This is a genomic window from Nonomuraea endophytica (genome assembly GCF_014203235.1).
In the GTDB taxonomy this organism is placed as follows: Bacteria; Actinomycetota; Actinomycetes; order Streptosporangiales; family Streptosporangiaceae; genus Nonomuraea; species Nonomuraea endophytica.
The window spans coordinates 280,015-299,821 of record NZ_JACHIN010000008.1 but is presented as its reverse complement, the minus strand read 5'-3'; the positions used below and the strand labels follow the sequence as shown (position 1 = coordinate 299,821).

General features: G+C 68.3%; 14 protein-coding genes and 2 pseudogenes. 7 read left to right on the top strand and 9 right to left on the bottom strand.

The window, feature by feature from the left end; all coding sequences use genetic code 11:
* Window positions 1–21 precede the first annotated feature (21 nt).
* The 3 genes and pseudogenes from HNR40_RS29160 to HNR40_RS29150 form a co-directional block, all read right to left on the bottom strand.
* On the bottom strand, window positions 22–2,007 hold the full coding sequence (locus HNR40_RS29160; protein WP_246509629.1) for a glycosyl hydrolase family 95 catalytic domain-containing protein: 1,986 nt from the start codon (window positions 2,005–2,007) through the stop codon (window positions 22–24).
* Window positions 2,008–2,418: 411 nt separating this feature from the next.
* A pseudogene (locus tag HNR40_RS29155) lies at window positions 2,419–3,303 on the bottom strand (glycoside hydrolase N-terminal domain-containing protein); the annotation flags it as partial.
* Window positions 3,304–3,529: 226 nt separating this feature from the next.
* Window positions 3,530–4,246, bottom strand: a complete 717-nt coding sequence (locus HNR40_RS29150; protein WP_184966870.1) for a GntR family transcriptional regulator — start codon at window positions 4,244–4,246, stop codon at window positions 3,530–3,532.
* Window positions 4,247–5,429: 1,183 nt separating this feature from the next.
* Here HNR40_RS29150 and dapA point away from each other — a divergent pair.
* Together dapA and HNR40_RS29140 are read left to right on the top strand one after the other, a co-directional pair.
* Window positions 5,430–6,347, top strand: a complete 918-nt coding sequence (dapA, locus tag HNR40_RS29145; protein WP_184966867.1) for a 4-hydroxy-tetrahydrodipicolinate synthase — start codon at window positions 5,430–5,432, stop codon at window positions 6,345–6,347.
* A gap of 54 nt (window positions 6,348–6,401) precedes the next feature.
* Entirely contained in the window at window positions 6,402–8,087 is a 1,686-nt protein-coding gene (locus tag HNR40_RS29140) for a ribonuclease J (protein WP_184966865.1), read from the top strand.
* A gap of 116 nt (window positions 8,088–8,203) precedes the next feature.
* Here HNR40_RS29140 and HNR40_RS29135 read toward each other — a convergent pair whose 3' ends face one another.
* The 3 genes and pseudogenes from HNR40_RS29135 to HNR40_RS29125 form a co-directional block, all read right to left on the bottom strand.
* On the bottom strand, window positions 8,204–8,962 hold the full coding sequence (locus tag HNR40_RS29135; RefSeq protein ID WP_184966863.1) for a hypothetical protein: 759 nt from the start codon (window positions 8,960–8,962) through the stop codon (window positions 8,204–8,206).
* A gap of 69 nt (window positions 8,963–9,031) precedes the next feature.
* Entirely contained in the window at window positions 9,032–9,796 is a 765-nt protein-coding gene (locus HNR40_RS29130; RefSeq protein WP_184966861.1) for an ABC transporter permease subunit, read from the bottom strand.
* 74 nt (window positions 9,797–9,870) lie between these two features.
* A pseudogene (locus tag HNR40_RS29125) lies at window positions 9,871–10,512 on the bottom strand (ABC transporter ATP-binding protein); the annotation flags it as partial.
* Between the two features lie 134 nt (window positions 10,513–10,646).
* On the opposite strand from HNR40_RS29125, the gene HNR40_RS29120 reads away from it, so the two are divergent.
* The 3 genes from HNR40_RS29120 to HNR40_RS29110 all read left to right on the top strand — a co-directional run bounded on the left by HNR40_RS29120 (window position 10,647) and on the right by HNR40_RS29110 (window position 13,113).
* Entirely contained in the window at window positions 10,647–11,768 is a 1,122-nt protein-coding gene (locus HNR40_RS29120; protein WP_221340950.1) for a sensor histidine kinase, read from the top strand.
* A gap of 203 nt (window positions 11,769–11,971) precedes the next feature.
* On the top strand, window positions 11,972–12,610 hold the full coding sequence (locus HNR40_RS29115; protein ID WP_312896565.1) for a response regulator: 639 nt from the start codon (window positions 11,972–11,974) through the stop codon (window positions 12,608–12,610).
* Window positions 12,611–12,621: 11 nt separating this feature from the next.
* Window positions 12,622–13,113, top strand: coding sequence for a DUF402 domain-containing protein (locus HNR40_RS29110; RefSeq protein WP_184966855.1), 492 nt, complete (start codon window positions 12,622–12,624; stop codon window positions 13,111–13,113).
* 352 nt (window positions 13,114–13,465) lie between these two features.
* Here the strand turns inward: HNR40_RS29110 and HNR40_RS29105 are convergent, their stop codons facing one another.
* Window positions 13,466–14,632 (bottom strand): hypothetical protein, encoded by a 1,167-nt coding sequence (locus HNR40_RS29105; RefSeq protein WP_184966853.1) that lies wholly within the window; start codon window positions 14,630–14,632, stop codon window positions 13,466–13,468.
* Between the two features lie 55 nt (window positions 14,633–14,687).
* The gene (locus HNR40_RS29100) at window positions 14,688–15,959 is read right to left on the bottom strand and encodes a glucarate dehydratase family protein (RefSeq protein ID WP_246509581.1); all 1,272 of its coding nucleotides are present in this window, start codon (window positions 15,957–15,959) and stop codon (window positions 14,688–14,690) included.
* Between the two features lie 569 nt (window positions 15,960–16,528).
* Here HNR40_RS29100 and HNR40_RS55120 point away from each other — a divergent pair.
* Together HNR40_RS55120 and HNR40_RS29090 are read left to right on the top strand one after the other, a co-directional pair.
* Window positions 16,529–16,777 carry a hypothetical protein gene (locus HNR40_RS55120; RefSeq protein WP_184966851.1) on the top strand — a complete coding sequence of 83 codons (249 nt, stop codon included), beginning with the start codon at window positions 16,529–16,531 and terminating at the stop codon, window positions 16,775–16,777.
* Window positions 16,684–18,075: an aldehyde dehydrogenase (NADP(+)) gene (locus HNR40_RS29090; protein ID WP_184966849.1), complete on the top strand. Its 1,392-nt coding sequence runs from the start codon at window positions 16,684–16,686 to the stop codon at window positions 18,073–18,075. The genes HNR40_RS55120 and HNR40_RS29090 overlap by 94 nt, the downstream gene beginning before the upstream one ends.
* A gap of 267 nt (window positions 18,076–18,342) precedes the next feature.
* Here HNR40_RS29090 and HNR40_RS29085 read toward each other — a convergent pair whose 3' ends face one another.
* Window positions 18,343–19,725, bottom strand: a complete 1,383-nt coding sequence (locus tag HNR40_RS29085; RefSeq protein WP_184966847.1) for a pyridoxal phosphate-dependent decarboxylase family protein — start codon at window positions 19,723–19,725, stop codon at window positions 18,343–18,345.
* Between the last annotated feature and the right edge of the window lie 82 nt (window positions 19,726–19,807).

The window sequence follows — 19,807 nt, the reverse complement described above, 5'->3', positions numbered from 1 at the left end:
ATCAACCTCCACCGACAGTATTCACGCGGGCACAATGCGATAGCTCGTACCGGATTTGGTGGGTATGACGAGCTTGTCGCCATGACGCACGGCGGCGACCGGACGGCCGTTCTGGTAGACGCGTACCGGCATGCGGAACATGTCATGCCGTAGCGTCGCCAATCCCGCTTTATCGGCGCGAAGCCGTATCTCGGATGGCTTGCCGCCCTTCCACGTCAGCCCCACCGTGTACGCCCCGCGCGCACGCAGGCCGTCCACCGAGCCGTCAGCCCAGGCGGCGGGCAGGGCGGGGAGCAGGTCAAGGGCATCCAGATGGGACTGCAGGAGCATCTCCGTCATTCCCGCCGTCGCCCCGAAATTTCCGTCGATCTGGAACGGCGGATGCGTATCCCACAGGTTGGGCAGGGTGCTGGTTCTGAGCTGGTCGCCGAGCAGTTTGTGGGCCCGGTCGCCATCGAGCAGGCGCGCCCAGAAGTTGATTTTCCAGGCTTTGCTCCAGCCGGTCCCCGCGTCGGTACGGGCGTTCAGCGAGACCTTGGCGGCCTCCGCGAACTCTGGGGTGGTTCGCGGGGAGATCTGGCGTCCAGGGTGAAGCGCGTACAGGTGCGAGACGTGGCGGTGCGTCTCGTCCGGGTCGTCCAGGTCTTCCTTCCATTCCTGAAGCTGGCCCCACTTTCCGATGCGCAGACCGGGATCGAGCTTCTTGAGTACCTTGTTGGCCTTCGCCGCGAAGGTCGGGTCGCCAGTCACCAGCGCGGCCTCCCTGACCTCGGTGAACAGCTGCCACAAGATCTCCTGCGACATCGACGCGCCCGCCACCGACGGGCCGAGTTCGGGCGATCGGCTGGGGATGGCGACGAGCTTGCCGTCGCGCGGGTCGGTCTGCAGGAAGTCGAGCCAGAAGCGAGCGGCGTCCTTCATGACCGGGTATGCCGTCTTCTTCAAGAAGGAGCGATCGCGGGTGAATCGGTAGTGGTCGTACAGCTGACCGGCCAGCCATGCGCCGGATTCGGGGAAGAAATAGGCGGGATGGTCCCAAGCGCCCGTATGGCCGAAGATGTTGGAGGCATGGTGCGCGACGAACCCATCCGCACCGTACATCTGCCGCGCCGTCACCCCTCCTGGCTCGCGCAGCCCATCGACATAGCGGGCAAACGGCTCGAACGTCTCGCCGAGATTGGTCATCTCGGCAGGCCAGTAGTTCATCTGCAGGTTGATGTTGACGTGGTAGTCGGCCTGCCACGGCGGCGCCTCATGCACATTCCAGACACCCTGCAGATTGGCGGGCAACGACCCCGGCCGGGAGGACGAGATCAGCAGATACCGCCCGAACTGGTAGTAAAGCTGCTCAAGCGCGCGATCCGCCTGCGGTGCGGCGCCGTAAGAGGCAAGAAGCTCATCCGTCGGTACGGCCGGCATCACCCCGCCCAACTCCACCCGCATCCGGTCGAACAGCCCCCGATAGTCGGCCCGATGCCTCGCGAGCAGCCCGTCATACCCCAGCCTGACCGCCCGATCCACCTGGGCGGTGACCTTGGCATGCGGGTCATCACCCCGATACATCGGATATTTCGCTGCATAGTCGGTGCCCGCGCCGAGGATCAACACCACCTCGTCCGCACCGGTGACCGTCACCGACCCATCCGCTCCATCGGTACGGCTTCCGCCCCGGTTGACCACTTGGAGCTGGGTTTCGTAGCGCATGCCGTTGCTGGCCAGGGCGCCCTTGACCGTGACCCGGCCGTCGGCGGCCTTGGCGGTTCTGGTGCGGTTGGCCGGGGTGGAGATCTCGGCCTTGAAGGACACTTGCCCTGGTGCCTTTGCCGACAGGCGGCCCACGATCACACCTGCCGGGGCGGAGGCGAAGTACTCCCTGGTGAAGTGGACGCCCGCTGAGGTGTAGGAGACGCCCGCCACTGCTTGGGAGATGTCTAGGTAGCGGCGGTATTCGCTGGCTTCCGCTGGTTCTGTGCTGACGGGCCCCTGGGCTGCCAGATCTGAGGCCATCGGCCCTGAGTTAGTCGACCCGGAGGCCATCAGCCCTGAGTTAATCGGCCTTGGGTTTGTCTGCCCTGAGGGCAGTCTTGGGTTCGTCAGCTCTGAGTTCGCCAGCCCCTGGGCGGTCGCGCCCTTTGGCGCTGGACCATGTGGTGTCGAACCTTGTGCCGCCGGACTCAGCGGTGCTGAATCTTGCCGTGCTGGATCGTGTGGTGCTGAACCCGAGCCTGCCGGGCCTCGTGCCGTCGTACCTGAGGCTGTCGTACCTGGGGATGTTGGGCTGGAGGTTGCCAGACCAGGGGCGGTTGACCGGGAAACCGTCGAACCCAAGCCCGAGCCCGACGGTCCGGCGGTCATCGGGCCGGAGGCGGATCGCTCTGCGGCGTTGTCCGGAGCGGTGGGTGGCGGGTTGAAGGTCAGCCGGAGATCCCCAAAGCTCTGATAGGCCCCGAAGCGCCGATGGCGCGGCGAGTCGGACTTGTGCCCCAACGCGGCCAGCACGTCCTCAGGCTTGACCCCACCTTCCGTCCAGATACGTTCGCGAATGCCGTCAAGGGCACCCGGCCGCGGTGTGTCCCAGTTGCCGTAGTTGTAGTCACTGACCCCCGGCCCACCGGTCCATAAGGTCTTCTCGTTGAACTGCAGCCGCTCAGCCGCCACCCCACCGAACACCGTCGCCCCCAACGCCCCATTGCCAATCGGCAACGACCGCTGCTCCCACCCGCTGTTGGAATCAGGCGCCGGCTCGTCAAACCACAACGTGTACGGCTCCGCCCCCACAGCAGCCTTCTGGAAGTTCGCCGTCCCGGAACGCCCGTGGGCCGCCACCAGGCCGGAAGTTTGCTGCAATGTCGCACCAACCAAAGGCCCTTGACCTGCCCAGATCCCGGCAGAATCCGACCACGTCCCGCCCGCGAAGGCTTCACGCGATTCCGCGTCCCTAGATGTCTCCGGCCGTGCCGCTTCTGCAGCGGACCCTTGCGATGCCGGATCTCCGCCAGCCTGATTAGGCGCCACCCTTGGGCAGGGCCCCCACGATGCCGGGTCCTGGCCGGGATACCTAAGCGCCGTGTCCGCGGAAGGCTCGCGCGATGCCGGATCCCTGCCGGTTTGCCTGGGTGCCGTGCCCGTCAAAGGCCCTTTGGATGCCGAGTCCCCGTCATTCCCTTGTGTCGCACCGGTGAAGGACCTCCGCGACTCCGTATCAGTACCAGGCCGCGCCACCGTGGTGGATCCCTGGGCCGTCAGCTCTCCGGGCGCACCCCGCGCTGTCCGGTCCCGCTGGGAAACGGCCGCGCGTGTCATGGCGTCGCCTGTTGGCGGTCCGTCGGGTTGTGGGTCTTCGCGTGCCGGGGCGCCTTCGGCCCGAATGTCTGCCCCCGCCGGAGGCGCCACCAGCATCGCCGCGACCATGGTCATTCCCGCCAGCATCCTTGGACTCATCGCCACTCCATACATCGGAGGTATTGCCGTGACGATAACCAGAGATTACGGTCGAATCCAGACTTGATCGGAAGGAACGTCCGATGAATTACATGGGCATGCTGTACACCACCTGGAATCGGTCGCCGGGGATCACGATGTCGCTCGTCTCGACCGGGCGGTCGCCGGCCCAGTGAGTCCGTTCGACGTGGAGAACGTGTACCCCGGCCGGAAGGTCCAGGGCGTCACTCTCCGTAGGGCGCGGCACGCGCGTGCGCACGCTCTCCACAATTTCCGTGATCTTGATGCCATGTGCGGACATCCGGGTCACCAAGCTGCGCCGTTCGTCCTCTGAGTGTGCCGCGAACTCGATCGGCTCATATGAGGTGGCAAGTTGCAGCGGTTTGCCATCGCCGCGGAAGACGTACCGGGTACGCGAGACCGTCACGGACTCGTCGACACGCAGCCGCCGGGCGATGTCCGGCCCGGCTTCGGCGGGCTCGCTGTGCCAGTCCCAGGTCACCCGCCGGCCCTGCGACTGCAGGTCGGCGGCGAAAGGGGCCGGGTGGTCGAGAAACCGCCAACGGTGCAGCGGGGACAGCTCCGGCTGTTCCCGTACGTAATGGCCGGAGCCCACGCGGCCGATGATGAGACCTTCGGCGGCCAGCACACGCAGCGCGTGACGCGCCGCGGTCTCGCCGACCTGGTACTTACGGGTGAGTTGCGCCCGTGAGGGGATGGGCGCGCCGGGGAGGAGGGTGCCGTCGTTGATCTGCCGCCGAATGTCTTCGACGACGCGCAGGTAGACCGGATCAGAGGTGGCCACTAGTGCATCCCTGGGGTTCGTGTGAGGCGTTGCCCCATGTTGCCGTATTCGGCAGGTAACCATCCGTCATCGCCGAGTGTTGGAGTACCAACTTTGCGATGGCGGAAAATTGTCCGCGAAACCCTGTAACGCGGGTGTAAGGGTGACCGATTCTCCGTTAGAGGTCGTCGATGTGTGTACCCCCGAGCACATATCGGCGACCTCTTCCATTTCCAGGACATGACCGGACGTGGCGCCGAAACCCCACATGTGGCGATACGGGCCCCCGGTAACCACCACCACCCTGGCCACAAACATCCACCACCAACCGCAACCCCCGACCAGGCGCCGGAGCCGCTCCATGGTCGCTTGGGGCACCACGAGAGCAGCATCAGGCCGTGACCTGCGGATTCGGCTAAGCCGTGTGAACAAGGCGCTGGCCATATCGGAACCTGCTCCTAGTAGTGGGCGGGGGTGGGCGCCGGGGATGGGCTCGGGCTGTGCACCGGACCAGGCCAGGCCAGACCAGGCAGGGGCCTGGCTCGGGGTGTTCACCTGACCGGGGCGAGGCCAGACCAGGCAGGGGTCAGGCTCGGGTTGTTTACCGGACCGGGCGAGGCCAGACCAGGCGAGGGCCGATCGGCACGGACCGGCCCAGGTCAGATCAGGCACGGCCAGCACCAACCAGATCGGGTACGGCTGGCACGGGCCAGATCGCGCACGGCCGACACGGACCAGATCGGGCACGGCCAGCACCAACCAGATCGCGCACGGCCGACACGGACCAGATCGGGTGCCGACAGGCCAGACCAGACCAGCCCGGGCTGGGCCAGATCAAGTGCGGACAGGCCAGACCAGGCGCCGGGCACGAAGAGCCTTGACATGGACGTGCCTTTGGTTGCGGGTGTACTCGGGTGTTGACCACTTGGCTGGGTTGGGGGCGTCGTTACGGCGCGTTACCACGTCCGACGTGAGAAGCGTGCGGCCGATCGGGGCGCGCCCGCGGCGGTGGGAGGTGTTCACTCGGCCTGCCGTAACATCTGGGTGTAGTTGCATAGAAGATGACGTCTGGGTGCAGTTGGGTAGAAGGGGACGTCAGGGAGAGCACACGCTGGCGTAACGGATAGACCTCAAACCCCAGCAGAGGCCACTATCGGGGTGGCGCTGTCGGTGGCGTTTGGGGAATCCGGGTAGCGTTCGCACTATGGCTTCGCCCAATGGAACCACCGACGCCCCCTTCGGTCGCATGCTGACCGCGATGGTTACGCCGTTCACTCGGGACGGCGCCGTCGACTATGCCGCTGTGCGGCGGCTCGCGGCCTACCTGGTTGATGAGCAGCGCAATGACGGCCTGGTCGTCAGTGGGACGACTGGCGAGAGCCCCACCACCTCGGATGAGGAGAAAACTCGCATCCTGGAGGCGGTGCTGGAAACTGTGGGTGACCGGGCGACCGTTGTCGCCGGAGCCGGCACCAATGACACCCACCACAGCGTCGAGCTTGCCAAGGCGGCCGAGCGGGTGGGCGCCCACGGGTTGCTCGTCGTCACGCCGTACTACAACAAGCCCCCGCAGGAGGGGCTCTACCGACACTTCTCGCAGGTGGCGGACTCGACCCAGTTGCCGGTGATGCTCTATGACATCCCGGGCCGCAGCGGGGTTCCGATCGCCAGCGAGACGCTGATCCGGCTGGCGCAGCACGAGCGCATCGTCGCGGTGAAGGACGCCAAGGGCGACATGTTCGCCGCCGGTCAGGTGATGCTCGCCACCGACCTGGCCTTCTACTCGGGGGACGACCTGCTCAACCTGCCGTGGTTGTCGGTGGGCGCGGCTGGGTTCGTGAGTGTGGTCGGGCACGTGGTCGGCTCGGAGCTGGCCAAGATGATCCAGCTGTTCCGGAACAACCACGCCGAGCAAGCGCGCGCGATCCACCGCCAGTTGATTCCGGTGGTCGACGGCATCATGCTGCGCACCGGTGGGGCGATCATGGTCAAGGCCGCTCTCGGCCTGGTCGGGATGCCCGTGGGCCCGGTACGGCTGCCGCTCGTGGAAGCGGATGACAAGCAGATCGCCGAGCTGCGGGCCTGCCTGGTGGCCGGCGGGGTGAAGTTGACAGATATATAGGAACGGGGAGGACAAGGAAGTTTTGCGAACACTACGTCTCCAGGCGGGTAGACCATGAGCCATCCGCATCCGGAACTCCCGGACCCGCCGCCGCTGGCCGACGGGGGCCTGCGCATCGTCGCGCTGGGCGGTCTCGGTGAGATCGGCCGCAACATGGCCGTCTTCGAATACGACGGCCGGCTGCTGATCGTCGACTGCGGGGTTTTGTTTCCCGAGCCCGACCAGCCGGGCGTTGATCTGATCCTGCCCGACTTCGAATACATCAGGGACCGGCTCGACGACGTCGAGGCGCTCATCCTGACGCACGGCCACGAAGACCACATCGGCGCCGTGCCGTATCTCCTGCGCGAGCGGCGCGACATTCCGCTCGTCGGGTCCAAGCTGACGCTGGCCTTCATCGAGGCCAAGCTCACCGAACATCGCATCCAGCCTGCCAAGATCGAGGTCGTGGAGGGGCAGCGCGACCGCTTCGGGCCGTTCGACTGCGAGTTTCTCGCCGTCAACCACTCGATCCCGGACGCGCTCGCGGTCGCCATCCGCACGCCGGCCGGGCTGGTGCTGCACACCGGCGACTTCAAGATGGACCAGCTGCCCAGCGACGGCCGGCTGACCGACCTGGGCGCTATGGCCAGGCTCGGATCCGAGGGCGTCGACCTGCTGATGTCCGACTCGACCAACGCCGAAGTGCCCGGGTTCGTCACGAGCGAACGCGAGATCGGCCCGGTCGTGGACGAGGTCATCCGCACCTCGGAAAAGCGCGTCATCGTGGCGAGCTTCGCCTCTCACGTCCACCGCGTGCAGCAGGTCATGGACTCCGCCGCCAAGTACGGCCGCAAGGTCGCGCTCGTCGGCCGTTCCATGGTGCGCAACATGGGCATCGCCCGCGACCTCGGATATCTGCAGGTGCCGCCGGAGCTGATCGTCGACTCCCGCGACATCGAGGAATGGCCGCCGGAGGACGTCGTCCTCATCTGCACCGGCTCCCAGGGCGAGCCGATGGCGGCACTCTCGCGCATGGCCAACCGTGACCACCCCATCCGCATCGCGGAGGGCGACACGGTGCTGCTGGCCAGCTCGCTGGTGCCGGGCAACGAGACCGCGGTCAACAAGGTCATCAACGGCCTGACCCGGTGGGGCGCCCGCGTCGTGCACAAGGGCAACGCCAAGGTGCACGTCTCGGGACACGCCGCCGCGGGCGAGCTGCTGTACGTGCTCAACCTGACCAGGCCGTCCAACTTCATGCCGGTCCACGGTGAGTGGCGCCACCTGCGCGCCCACGCCAGGCTGGCCTCGCTCACCGGCGTGCCCGACGATCACATCGTGATCGCCGAGGACGGCGTCGTCGTCGACCTCATCGACGGCCAGGCGAAGATCGTTGGCGCTGTTCACGCCGGCTACGTCTACGTGGACGGCTCGTCCGTCGGCGAGATCACCGACACCTCGCTCAAGGACCGCAGGATCCTCGGCGACGAGGGCTTCATCTCGGTGGTCGTGGTCGTCGACTCCCAGACCGGCAAGCTGACCGCGGGCCCCGAGATATACGCCAGGGGCTCCGGGATCGACCCGATGCAGTTCGACGAGTTCATCCCGCAGATCGAACGCGCCCTCGAGGCCAAGGCGGCCGACGGGGTCGTCGACATGCAGGAGATCCGCCGCGTGGTGCGCCGCACGGTGGGTCGCTGGGTGAGCGACACCTACCGCCGCCGTCCGATGATCATCCCGGTCGTGGTGGAGGTCTAGCACCCTCTCCAGGGGTACGGCGACGCCGTACCCCTGCCCGGCTCCTCGGGCCATGGCTGTGTCCTTCTGCTTCGAAGTTTGACGGTGGTCAGGTTGTGCGGGTGTTCCGACGCCGGTCAGGCGTCGCGACGCCTTAACAACCAGGCCCCCGCGAGCAGAGGTAGCAGGGCATAGGCCGCCAAGACGAGCGCGGCGGCGACCGGGGAGAGCAGCTCGCCGTAGACCGACGAGGCCAGTGAGGCGCCGGCGATCTCCCTGGGCAGCGCCCCCATCATCACCGAACCCAGCCGTTCGCTCCACGGCTCGGGCAGATTGCCGCCGATCATCGGAATCACGTAGACGAGTCCGACGAGGACGGCCACGGCCCCGGCCGTAGACCTCATGATCACGCCCAGTCCGACCCCGAGCACGGCGAAGACCGCCACGGAGATGCTGGTCGGCACCAGAATCGGCCAGGACTCGGCGAAGCCGCTCACCGGGTAGCGCCCGGCGAGCATTCCGCGGGACAGGAAGAACGTCCCGAAGACCGTCACCGCGCCCACCACGAGCCCGAGCCCGCCGGCCACCGCCGCCTTGGACATCAGGACGGGCCAGCGGCGCGGCACGATCGTCAGGCTGGTTTGGAGCACGCGGTCCGACGTCCACGACACCAGGCCCAGGATGCCCAGGCACAGCTGCGGAACGATCACCACCACCTCCTCCAGCTCCGCGATGCGCGCGCTGCGCCGCATGGACGGCGACGCGTCTTCATACATGCCGATCGCCATCCAGGCCAGCCCCGCGGCGAGCAGGACGGAGCCCAGCCCGATGCCGACGATCAGATGGCTGGAGCGGATCGATCTGACCTTGAGCCATTCGGCGGCCAGCACACTCATCCACGTCTCCTTTCTCCTGGGCCCGTGTGCTCCGGAAGGGATGTCCCCGCCCGCTCGCATGGTGCCGGTTCACGCATCGCGCCTCCTCAACACGAGGTATCCGGCCAGCAGCGCGGCGGCGCCGTACGCGATGAGGACGAGCAGCGCCGCCCACGGCGGCAGGACCCCGTCGCCGAGGCGGCGGGACAGACGGTCGCCGGCGATCTGCGGCACCAGGTTGGGAAGCATGATCGAGGCGACGCGCGTGTTCCAGGGAGCGGGCAGGTAGGCGGCGACGCTGGGGAGCACGAACAGCAGCGAGACGACCGAGAAGATGCCCGCGGCCGTCGAGCGGGTCGCGGCGCCCAGCCCCAGGCCGACCAGCGCCAGCACCGCGACCGACAGGGCGGAGGCCAGCACGGTGGGCAGGCCGTCTAGCAGGCCGATGTCGTTGAAGCCGAGGGCGCGGTCGCCGGCGATGAGGCGGCTGATGGTGTAGGTGGCGATCAGGACGGCGGCGCTCGCCGCGAGCGTCACGCCGCCGACCACCGCGGCCTTGGCGAACAGCAGGCGTCCACGCCGGGGCACGGCGGCCAGGCTGGTTCTGAGCATGCCGTCGGCCTGCTCCGAGGTGATCGCCAGCACGCCCAGGACGGCCAGGCTGACCTGCACCAATGGCAGGAATCCCTCTTCCGGAGCGGCGGCCCTGATCGAGCCGCGCGCGTCGGCCAGACTCACGACATAGAGGGTCCAGACGATTCCGAGCACGATCGTGAGCGCGGCCGCGCCGACCGCGTAGCCGGTGGAGCCGACCGAGCGCAGCTTCAGCCACTCCGACGCGAGGACCGCTCTCATCGCGCGGCTCCGTATTCGACGCTGGAGGCGGTCAGCGCCATATACGCCTCCTCCAGGGAGGGATATCCGGCGGTGAGCTCGGCCACGGTCGCGTCCGCCACCAGCCGGCCGCGGCCGACGATGACGATGCGGTCGGCGGTCAGCGCCATCTCGCTCATCAGGTGGCTGGACAACAGGACGGTCCTGCCCTCCTCGGCCAGCCCGCGCATGAGGCCGCGGATCCAGCGCACGCCGTCGGGGTCGAGGCCGTTGACCGGCTCGTCGAACATCAGCACCCCCGGATCGCCCAGCAGCGCCGCCGCGATGCCGAGCCTTTGCTTCATGCCGAGCGAGAACCCGCCCGCCTTCTTGCGCGCCACACCGCTCAGGCCCACCAGTTCCAGGACCTGCGCGACCCTGCGCGCACCTATGTCATTGCTGAGTGCCAGGCACATCAGGTGGTTGTAGGCGCTCCGGCCCGGATGCACCGCACCGGCGTCGAGCAGCGCACCCACCTCATGGAGCGGGCGGCGCAGGTCGGCGTAGCGGCCGCCGTTCACCAGCGCCTGGCCCGAGGTGGGCGCGTCGAGGCCGAGCACCAGCCGCATGCTCGTCGACTTCCCCGCGCCGTTCGGGCCGAGGAAGCCGGTCACGTGCCCCGGTTCGACGCGGAAGCTCAGCTCGTCGACGGCGAGCGTGTCTCCGTATCGCTTGGTCAGTTGCCTGAGTTCGATCACGCGGTCAAGGGTGCGGTACGGCGGGCCGTTCGCACATCGGACTGGGAGCCGTCAGACCACGGTGTCATTCGGGGCTCGCAGAGTCAGACCGTGGGATGACGCGCCCAGCCTGACCTCCGGATACCTTTCTTCGCGTGGACTTGTTCGCCAGGCGGCTCAGCCGCGCCCAGCTCATCGCGCTCGACTGCGCGTTCGCGTGGGCGTGCGCGCTGTATTTCCTGGCCGGCGCCGCGGACGCCGACATGCCCGGCTGGGTCCGGCTCGCGCTGCCACTCGCGCTCGCCGCGCCGCTGGCGGTGCGCCGATTGTGGCCGATCGCGGTCTTCGCGGTGGTGACGGCCGCGGTCGTGGTCGCCCTCTCGACCGGCTTCCCGAGCCTGGCCTACGTCGCGCCCGCCTACGCCGCCTATCTAGTCGCCTCCGCCTCCTCCCGCAGACTGCCGATCAACTCCATCGCGATCTTCAGTGTGCTGGCCCTGATCACGCTGCTCGTCGCCGGGGTGCCGGGCGGCGTCACCTGGGTCATGGGCGAGACCGCGTCGTGCCTGGCAGCGCTCTGCATCTCGTTCACCTTCGGATTGGCCGTCCGTGAGCGCCGTGCGTTCGCCGCGCGTGACGCGGCGCGCAAGGCGGAACAGGCCGTCAACGAGGAACGGCTGCGCATCGCCCGCGAACTGCACGATGTCGTCGCCCACAGCGTGGGGCTGATCGCGGTCAAGGCGGGCGTGGCCAGCCACGTGTTCTCCACCCGCCCGGAGGACGCGCGTGACGCGCTGGGCGTGATCGAGACGGCCAGTAGAAACGCGATGGTCGAGATGCGCCACATGCTGGGCGTGCTGCGCTCCGCCGCGGAACCCGACCTCGGCCCCGCACCCAGTCTCGACGGCCTGCCCGACCTCGCCGAACGGGCCAGGCTCGGCGGCGTCGAAGTCGAGCTCGACGTCGGAGATGTCAGTGAAGTGCCGGAAGGCGTGAGTCTGTCGGCCTACCGAATCATCCAGGAAGCGCTCACCAACGTGGTCAAACACGCGGCCCCCGCCCGCTCCCGCGTATCGGTGGCCGCCGACGGGCGGGAGGTGCTCATCGAGGTCACGGACGACGGCCCCGGCCGGCGTGTGCTGCCGTCGACGGGCGCGGGGCACGGGCTGGTCGGGATGAGGGAGCGGGTCATGATGTACGGCGGAGCCTTCGAGGCCGGGCCGGGAGCGAACGGCTTTCGCGTGCGGGCGGCCCTGCCGTATGGGGAGGTTCCATGAGCGGCGCGGTCAGGGCGCGGTCGGGCGCACGGGGTCCCGTGGAGCCCAGGTCGGGCGTGGGTGAGTCGTCCGAAGCGTTGGCTGGAGCAGTCGAGGGGGCCGGGGAGGAGGCGAGTCGTTCAGTGCGTGATGTTGCCGAAGGGGGACAGGCTTCCGGGCCGGGGAGTTCTGTGGGCGGGGCAGGTGAGCAGGGAGGGTCCGCGATCCGGGTGCTGGTGGCCGACGATCAGGCGTTGCTCAGAGGGAGCTTCCGGTTGCTCGTGGACTCCGAGCCCGGCCTGGAGGTCGTCGGCGAGGCGGCCACGGGGCTTGAGGCGGTGACGCTGGCCGCGGTGGTGCGGCCGGATGTCGTCCTCATGGATGTGCGGATGCCGGAAATGGATGGCATTGAGGCCACCCGGCGGCTCGGGGGCGGGGCCAGGGTGCTGATCGTGACGATGTTCGACCTTGATGCGTATGTGTACGCGGCTTTGCGGGCCGGGGCCAGTGGGTTCCTGCTCAAGGACACGCCTCCGGCCGATCTGCTGTCGGCGATCCGCGTGGTGGCGGCAGGGGAGGCGCTGCTCGCGCCTTCGGTCACGCGGCGACTGATCGAGGAGTTCGCCAGGACGCCTGCCGCGCCCGCGTTCCAGGGGCTCGACGAGCTCACCGAGCGGGAGCGCGAAGTGCTGACGTTGATCGCGCGAGGCCTTTCCAACCATGAGATCGCCGGGTATCTGCACCTCAGCCTGGCCACGATCAAAACACACATCGGTCGTCTGCTCACCAAGCTGGACGCTCGCGACCGGGCACAACTCGTCATCGCCGCATACGAGAGCGGCCTCGTCGGAGCGGCACGATAGCGTCACGTGACATGAGGGTGGAATTCCGGAAATTTGACGGTTCGCTCCACTGGCACCACGCGGCCCGACGGCTTGGAGAGGACGCCCACGGCGTGTGGGTGGGCGCCGGGCCCGGGACCGTGGGGGCAAAGGGATACGAGCCGCCGGTGGTGTGGGAAGAGCCGTTCGTGATGTTGTTTCCGCGGGATCAGTGGTGGGTGGCGCTGTTCAACGCCGAACCGCACCGGACCGCTATATACGTGGACGTCACGACGGTGCCTGAATGGCGGGATGGCATCGTGACCATGGTGGATCTGGATCTCGACGTGGTGAAGAAGCGGACCGGGGTTATCTATCTGGATGATGAGGATGAGTTCGCCGAGCATCAGGTGCGGTTTGGGTATCCGGCTGACGTGATCGCGGCGGCTGAGGAGTCGGCCCGGTGGGTGCTCAAGGCGGTCACCGAGGGCGAGGGGCCGTTCGGTGGCGCGCATGAGCGGTGGTTGGGCCAGGTCACGGGTTGAGGTTCGCCGCCTGCAGGGTTTCAGGGCTGGGACGCCGGTCCTGAGCCTGCGGGGGGCCGGGGCTTCGTGCATCGCCGGATACCTGCTCGGGTCCGCTCGGTCGGATCGGGCCATCGGGCTGCGCAGGTTGTCTGGGCAGACCGTGGGCCGGCCCCGATGGTCTGTCGGGGTTGGGGCGTTGGCTTTGTGCGGGGGTGGGTCGGCCGTGGGCTCGCTTCGTTGGTTGGGTGAGGTTGGTGGCCGACTCAGGCGTTCGGGTCGTGTCGTTGGCATGTGCCGGTTGGCAGGGTCGCTTGGTCCGCAGGTATGGAGTGGTGCGGGCGACGTGACTTGAGGCTTGGTGGTGTGTGGTTCAGCGGTTGAGGGCCTCGCGGATGGCTGCCAGGCGGGCAGGGGAGGCAAGGCCCGCGTGGTAGAGGTGGAACTCGGTGGCGCCTGCTTTGGCGTAGGTGGCCATCTGGTCGGCCAGGACTGTGGCGTCGGCGGGGCGGGGCGGGAGAGCCAGGACGTAGGCGCCGATGCGCTGGCGGGTCGTGCTGCTGCTGTCGGCCGGGGCGCGGGTGGTGGACAGGTTGGCGGCGGGGGTGGTGGACAGGTTGGCCAGGGTGGTGAGGCGGTCCGCGTCGGAGGCGGGGTCGCCCCAGCAGTTGCCGACCAGGACGTCAGCGCCGGGTTCGCCGTGGGGGAGGGCTGCGAAGGCGCCTGCCGCCCATGGGTCGGGGTTGGCGTGGAGGGTGATCGGGGTTTCGGGGGAGAGTTCACGGGCGACGGTGATCAGGCGTTGGCGTAGCTGGGTGGAGAGGCTGAGCCGTACCTCTTGGACGGCTTGAGCGTGGTCGGACAGGCCCTCTTCCGTGGTGACGGGGTTGGGCTGGGTGTCTACGACTTGTTTGACGTGCTCTTGGGTGGTTTCGGGGTATTGGGGGGCGCAGGCTGTGCAGAAACAGAGCGACAGGAGGTCGCCCAGGGGGCCGTTCCAGTCGGCGCCGGCGGTCTTCTCGTGCATGTTCTGGTGGCCGAAGCCCATGGGGCCGCAGGATTCGAGGATGAGGCCGTCGGGCTCGCCGACGGTGAGGACTTCGCGGACCAGACGTTCGCAGTAGTCGACGACCTCGGGGTGAGCGGGGCAGAGCGCGTGCGGGTACAGGTCGCCGAAGGCGTTGCGGGTGGCGATGCCGGGGTGCTTGGTGCCCAGGTAGGAGTTGTGGGTGAGCACGGTCCAGGCCAGGACCTTGAGGCCTGCCGCCTTCAGGGCGTCCCGGGCCGTGAGGTAGGCGTCGGGGGTTGTCCAGGTGGGGGAGGCGGGGACCAGTGAGCCCCATGCCTCTGGGCGGATGGGCAGGTAGAAGGCCGAGTGGGCTACATCCAGGACGCGGTGGTTCGGGTGGTAAGGGGTGGCGGCGCGGGTGGAATGGTACGAGGCGGCCAGGGCGACTGCGTCCACGCCCAGGTCGGCGATGCGGCCGGGGGCGGTGGGGTCGCCTACGACGTCCCAGGGGTAGAGGTAGGCGATGTTCACCGGGGGTTCCTCTCCGTCGGCTGCCCTTGTGTGGGCACGAGTGGGCTGGGGGTGGTCACCAGTGGCCTCGCTTCACCACGAACTCGGGGTCGAAGCGTCGCATGTAGCCGGTGTCGTCCCGGGAGGTGAGTCCACAGGTCAGGTACTGCTCGTGCATCGTGGCCAGGGCCTCGCGGTCCAGCTCGACCCCCAGTCCGGGCCCGTCGGGCACCGGCACCGCCCCGTCCACGAAGCGCAGGGCTCCGGGGGCGACAACGTCCTGGCCGTCCTGCCAGGGAGTGTGGGTGTCGCAGGCGTACGTGAGGTTGGGGGTGGCGGCGGCGAGATGGGTCATGGCGGCCAGGCTGATGCCGAGATGGGAGTTGGAGTGCATGGACAGGTCCAGACCGAACGTCCCGCACAGGGCCGCTACCTGGGCGGATCGGGTCAGACCGCCCCAGTAGTGGTGGTCGAGCAGCAGTACCTGGATGGCGTCGGAGGCGATGGCCGGAGGGAGGTGTTCGGGGGTGACGACGCACATGTTGGTAGCAAGCTTTGTCGCGATATTTCGCGAGACATCCGCCATGCCGGAAATCTCGGGACAGGGGTCCTCAAGGTACTGGAGTGCGCCTTGCAGTTCGTGGGCCACGCGGATGGACGTCTCGGGGGTCCAGGCGGTGTTGGGGTCCAGCCGCAGTGGTACGCCGGGGAACGCCTCATGCAATGCCCGGATCGCGGCGATCTCGTCATCGGGCGGGAGAACGCCGCCTTTGAGCTTGATGGAGCGGAAGCCGTACTCCTTGATGAAAAGTGCGGCCTGCTCCACCAGCCCCGCGGGGTCGAGCGCGGCGCCGAAACGGTCGGGCGTGCCGCCCGGGTGGCTGTCCCACTTGTAGAAGAGATAGGCGCTGTACGGCACCGCCTCCCGCACCCGGCCACCGAGCAGGTCGCAGACCGGGACGCCGGCTGCCTTGCCTCGGATGTCCAGCAATGCCACCTCGAAGGGGGAGAAGACGCGATCGATGCTCTTCTCTTTGGTGGACGTTCCGGTCAGGCCGTGCAGGTCGCTGACGACGTCGCCGACGATCGCGCTGATGCGGGTGTAGATCTCGTTGGTGTGGTGCACGTCCACGCCGATGAGGGCGGGCGCGCACTCGCGCATCTTCGTCAGGTGGTCGAGGTCGCCGTAGGTCTCGCCGAGGCCGGACAGGCCATCGTCGGTGATCACCTCGATGATCGTGCGCAGTGCCCAGGGCTCGTGGACGCCGGCGGCGTTCAGCAGCGGCGGGTCTCGGAACGCGAGAGGCGTGACACGGATCTCCTGGATGATCATATTACCGCCGTCCATATATGTGAACGAAAGACAGATTTGTGGACAGGTGTCGCAACTGTAAGAATCGCCCTGTGTGAGTGTCAAGCGATAGGTTGTGAAGTGTGATATTGCACTGGGAGGCCAAGCAATGATCTACGGACATGACCCGAGGACCGGCGAGACCGTGGGCGAAGCGCTGCCCGAGACCGACAGCGCCCGCGTCAACACCATCGTCTCGGCAGCCGCCGCAGCCGCCGCAGCCGGGCCGGTCGGAGTCGGCGGGGCTGGCAGGGCACACGGGGCTGGTGGGGCCAGTGGGGCCGCTGTCAGTGCCGTCGATGTCGCCGAAGTAGCCGCTGGGGACACCGGGGCTCCTGGGGCTCTCGGGGGTGGAACCGCTGGGGAGACCGGGGCTCTTGGGGCTCCTGAGGGAGGAGCCGAGTACCCGGCAAGCGGGGCCGCCGGAGCTGGTGGGGCCAGCGGGGCTGCTGGTAGTGACGCTGCGGTCGTAGGCGGGGGCGCTGAAGGAACCGGAGCTCCTGGGGCCTTCGGAGGAGGAGCCGCCGAGGGCGTAGTCGGCGGGGCTGCTGGAGGTGCCGGGGCCGTTGTTGGAGCCGCAGGAGGTGCTGGCGCTCCTGGGGTTGTCGGGACAGTCGCCGGTGCCGGTGCCGGTGCCGGTGCGGGTGCTGGTGCGGGTGCCGTTGCCAGGGGCGGAGTCGGTGCGGGTGCTGGTGCTGGTGGCGGTGGCGGAGTCGGAGGGGTGGTGGGGGCTGCTGGCGCTGGGGTGGTTGGGTGGCGGGAGTTGCCTGTGGGGGAGCGGGCTCGGGTGCTGGAGGCTGTGGCTGATGCGTTGATCGCGCGGGTCGACGATCTCTGGGTGGTGGCCGAGCGGGAGACTGCGCTGGGTGAGGTGCGGTTGCGGGGGGAGATTGCCCGGAGTGCTGGGCAGTTCCGGCTGTTCGCGCAGGTGATCAGAGACGGTGGTCATGTCGGGGCGATTATCGACCATGCCGATCCGTCGTTGACGCCGCCCCGGCCGGATGTGCGGAGGATGAAGCGGCCGCTGCCCGGTGTGGTGGCGGTGTTCGCGGCCAGCAACTTCCCGTTCGCGTTCTCGGTGGCGGGGGGTGATACGGCCTCGGCGCTGGCGGCTGGGTGTTCGGTGGTGGTCAAGGCGCATCCTGGGCATCCGCAGACCTCGGAGCTGGTGGCCGAGGTGGTGCGGTCCGCGTTGCCTTCGCCGGATCTGCTGGGGCTGGTGCATGGGATGCAGGCTGGGGTGGAGCTCGTACGGCATCCGGCTGTGGTGGCGGTGGGGTTCACCGGGTCGGTTGCGGGGGGCAAGGCGATTCAGGCTCTGATCGACGGGCGGGAGACGCCCATTCCGTTCTTCGGGGAGCTGGGGAGCGTCAATCCGGTGGTGGTGCTGCCTTCGGCTCGGGCGGAGGAGGTGGCCGGCGGGTTCGCGGGGTCGCTGACGTTGGGGGTGGGGCAGTTCTGTACTAATCCGGGGCTTTTGTTTGTGCCGGAGGATGCCGGGCTGCTTGAACGGCTGGCGGCGGCGGTCAGGGAGACCACGGGCGGGCCGATGCTGGCCGAGCGGATCAGGGACGGGTATCTGGGCGGGCTGGAGCGGCTGTCCGAGCTGCGGGTGCTGGCCGAGGGGAAGGCCGGTGACGGGGCCTGGGGGGTTACGCCCACGGTCTTCGTCACCGACATCGGGGAGTTCGCCGACAAGTTGCCTCGGGTTGCCGAGGAGTGCTTCGGGCCTGCGTCGATCGTGGTGACGTATCGGGAAGTGGCGGAGCTGCTGGCCGTACTCGAGCAACTGGAAGGGTCGTTGACGGCTACCGTGCACGGCACCGTGCCCGAGGAGGCGGCTCCTGTCGCTGAGGTGCTCGGGCGCAAGGCCGGGCGGCTGATCTGGAACGGCTGGCCGACCGGGGTCGCGGTCTGCTGGGCCATGCATCACGGTGGGCCTTGGCCTGCCTCTACCAGTGCGGCCCACACCTCGGTCGGCGCCACGGCCATCGATCGGTGGCTGGCGCCTACTGCCTATCAGGACTGGCCTGCCGAGCTGTTGCCGCCGGAACTGCAGGATGGCAACCCGCTGGGTGTCCCTCAGCGGGTTGACGGGCGGTTCCGCACCTAACGGGACTTGCGCGGCCGGGGGTGAAGGATCGGCTCCACCCCTGACCGGGCTTGCGGGGCGGGGTGTAGGTCTGGCCGCGCCCCTGTGGTTGGGCGCGGCTCGGCGCGCATGGGACCGGCTCTGCGTCTGCTCTTGGCGAGGCGGAGCCGGGTCTTCGGGCTGCCTGGAGTGTTGGGTGGCTTGGTCTCGTGGGTGGTTGCGGCTTGATGCGTGGCGGCCGGATGGCCGGAGGTGCCGCCTTGTGCGCGGCGAGTCGAAGGTGGGCGGTTATAGGTGTTGGGGGTGGCCTATGGCTTGGAGGGCTTCTTCAACGCGGTCTCGGTGGGTGCGGAAGCTGACGATCGACAGGCGGAGGAAGAAGCGTCCGGCTATCAGCGTGCTTGACAGGAATACTCGTCCACTCGCGTTCACTCGCTGCAGCAGCTCCTGGCTGGGCTGGTCGTCTTCGCCCGGTATGCGGAAGGCGACCGTGCTCAGTTGCGGCTCCCATGGCACCTCGAAGCCTGCCGCGACCAGTTCCTCATACGCGTACCTCGCCAGGTCCAGCTTCTCGTCCAGGGCTGCGCGGAAGGCGGCCAGACCGTGCAGTTTGATCGGGAGCCAGAGCGCGAGGCCGCGGAAGCGGCGGGTCAGTTCGGGGGAGTATTCGGTGAAGTTTGGGATGTCCTGTTCCGCGCTGAGGTCTTGTAGGTAGTCGGCGCCTACGTGGTGGGCGCTGCGGAGGCGGGCGCCGTCGCGGACCAGGAGGGCGCCGGTGCCGTAGGGGAGGAACATGGCTTTGTGCGGGTCGAGGGTGATCGAGTCGGCGGTCTCGATGCCGCGGAACGCCGCCCGGCCGCGTTCGGTGAGCTGGAAGGGGCCGCCGTAGGCGCCGTCCACGTGGAACCACAGGTCGTGACGGCGTGCTGTCGCGCCCAGCGCGTCGAGGGGGTCTACCGCGCCGGTGTTGGTCGTGCCGGCGTTGCCGATCACCAGGAACGGCCGGCGGCCCGCGCGGCGGTCCTCTTCGACCAGGTTCTCGAGTGCTTGCGGGTCCATGGTGAGGGTGTTCAGGGTGGGGACGGGCCGGACGTTCGCACGCGGGAAGCCTGCGAGCATCGCCGACTTGGCGCAGGAGGCGTGGGTCTGTCCGGTGACGTAGATGACGCCGTCCAGGAAGTTCTCCGGCAGGAGCGCGGTGCGTGCGGTGACGATGGCGGAGAAGTTGGCGAGCGAGCCGCCCGAGGTGAGCACTCCGCGTGCGGAGGCCGGGTAGCCGAACAGGTCGCACAGCCAGCGCAGTACCGTCGCCTCGATCTGGGAGAAGCCGGGCGCAAGGTTCCAGACGGTGACGTATTTGTTGGCGGCGGCGGCCACGAAGTCGGCGAGGACGGAGGCGTAGAGGCCGCCGCCGGGGATGTAGGCCAGGTAGCCGGGTCCGGCCGTGGTGACGCCGGTCGTGGCGCCTCTGGCCACCACGTCGAGCAGCTTGGCGAACGGCTGGCCTTCCTCGGGCGCGGGTTCGCGCAGTTCGGCGGCGAGTTCGGCGGCGCCGTCGAAGTCGCTGGCCGGCCGGTCGGCGAGGCCGTTCACATAACTCTGCACGAACTCCAGGGCGGCCATCCCCATCGCGCGCGCGTCCTCGGGAGTAGGTTCAAGGGGGTACGGCATGCGGGCGCTCCTATCTGGCAGGTCTTGCCATACGCCAGTGTTGTTCAGATTTGAACATTGACATAGGGCCACGTTATGGAGA

Coding starts and splice junctions, on each gene's coding strand:
- HNR40_RS29160 (WP_246509629.1), bottom strand. CDS start 2,007: ATGGCCTCAGATCTGGCAGCCCAGGGGCCCGTCAGCACAGAACCAGCG.
- dapA (WP_184966867.1), top strand. CDS start 5,430: ATGGCTTCGCCCAATGGAACCACCGACGCCCCCTTCGGTCGCATGCTG.
- HNR40_RS29140 (WP_184966865.1), top strand. CDS start 6,402: ATGAGCCATCCGCATCCGGAACTCCCGGACCCGCCGCCGCTGGCCGAC.
- HNR40_RS29135 (WP_184966863.1), bottom strand. CDS start 8,962: ATGAGTGTGCTGGCCGCCGAATGGCTCAAGGTCAGATCGATCCGCTCC.
- HNR40_RS29130 (WP_184966861.1), bottom strand. CDS start 9,796: ATGAGAGCGGTCCTCGCGTCGGAGTGGCTGAAGCTGCGCTCGGTCGGC.
- HNR40_RS29110 (WP_184966855.1), top strand. CDS start 12,622: ATGAGGGTGGAATTCCGGAAATTTGACGGTTCGCTCCACTGGCACCAC.
- HNR40_RS29100 (WP_246509581.1), bottom strand. CDS start 15,959: ATGGACGGCGGTAATATGATCATCCAGGAGATCCGTGTCACGCCTCTC.
- HNR40_RS29085 (WP_184966847.1), bottom strand. CDS start 19,725: ATGCCGTACCCCCTTGAACCTACTCCCGAGGACGCGCGCGCGATGGGG.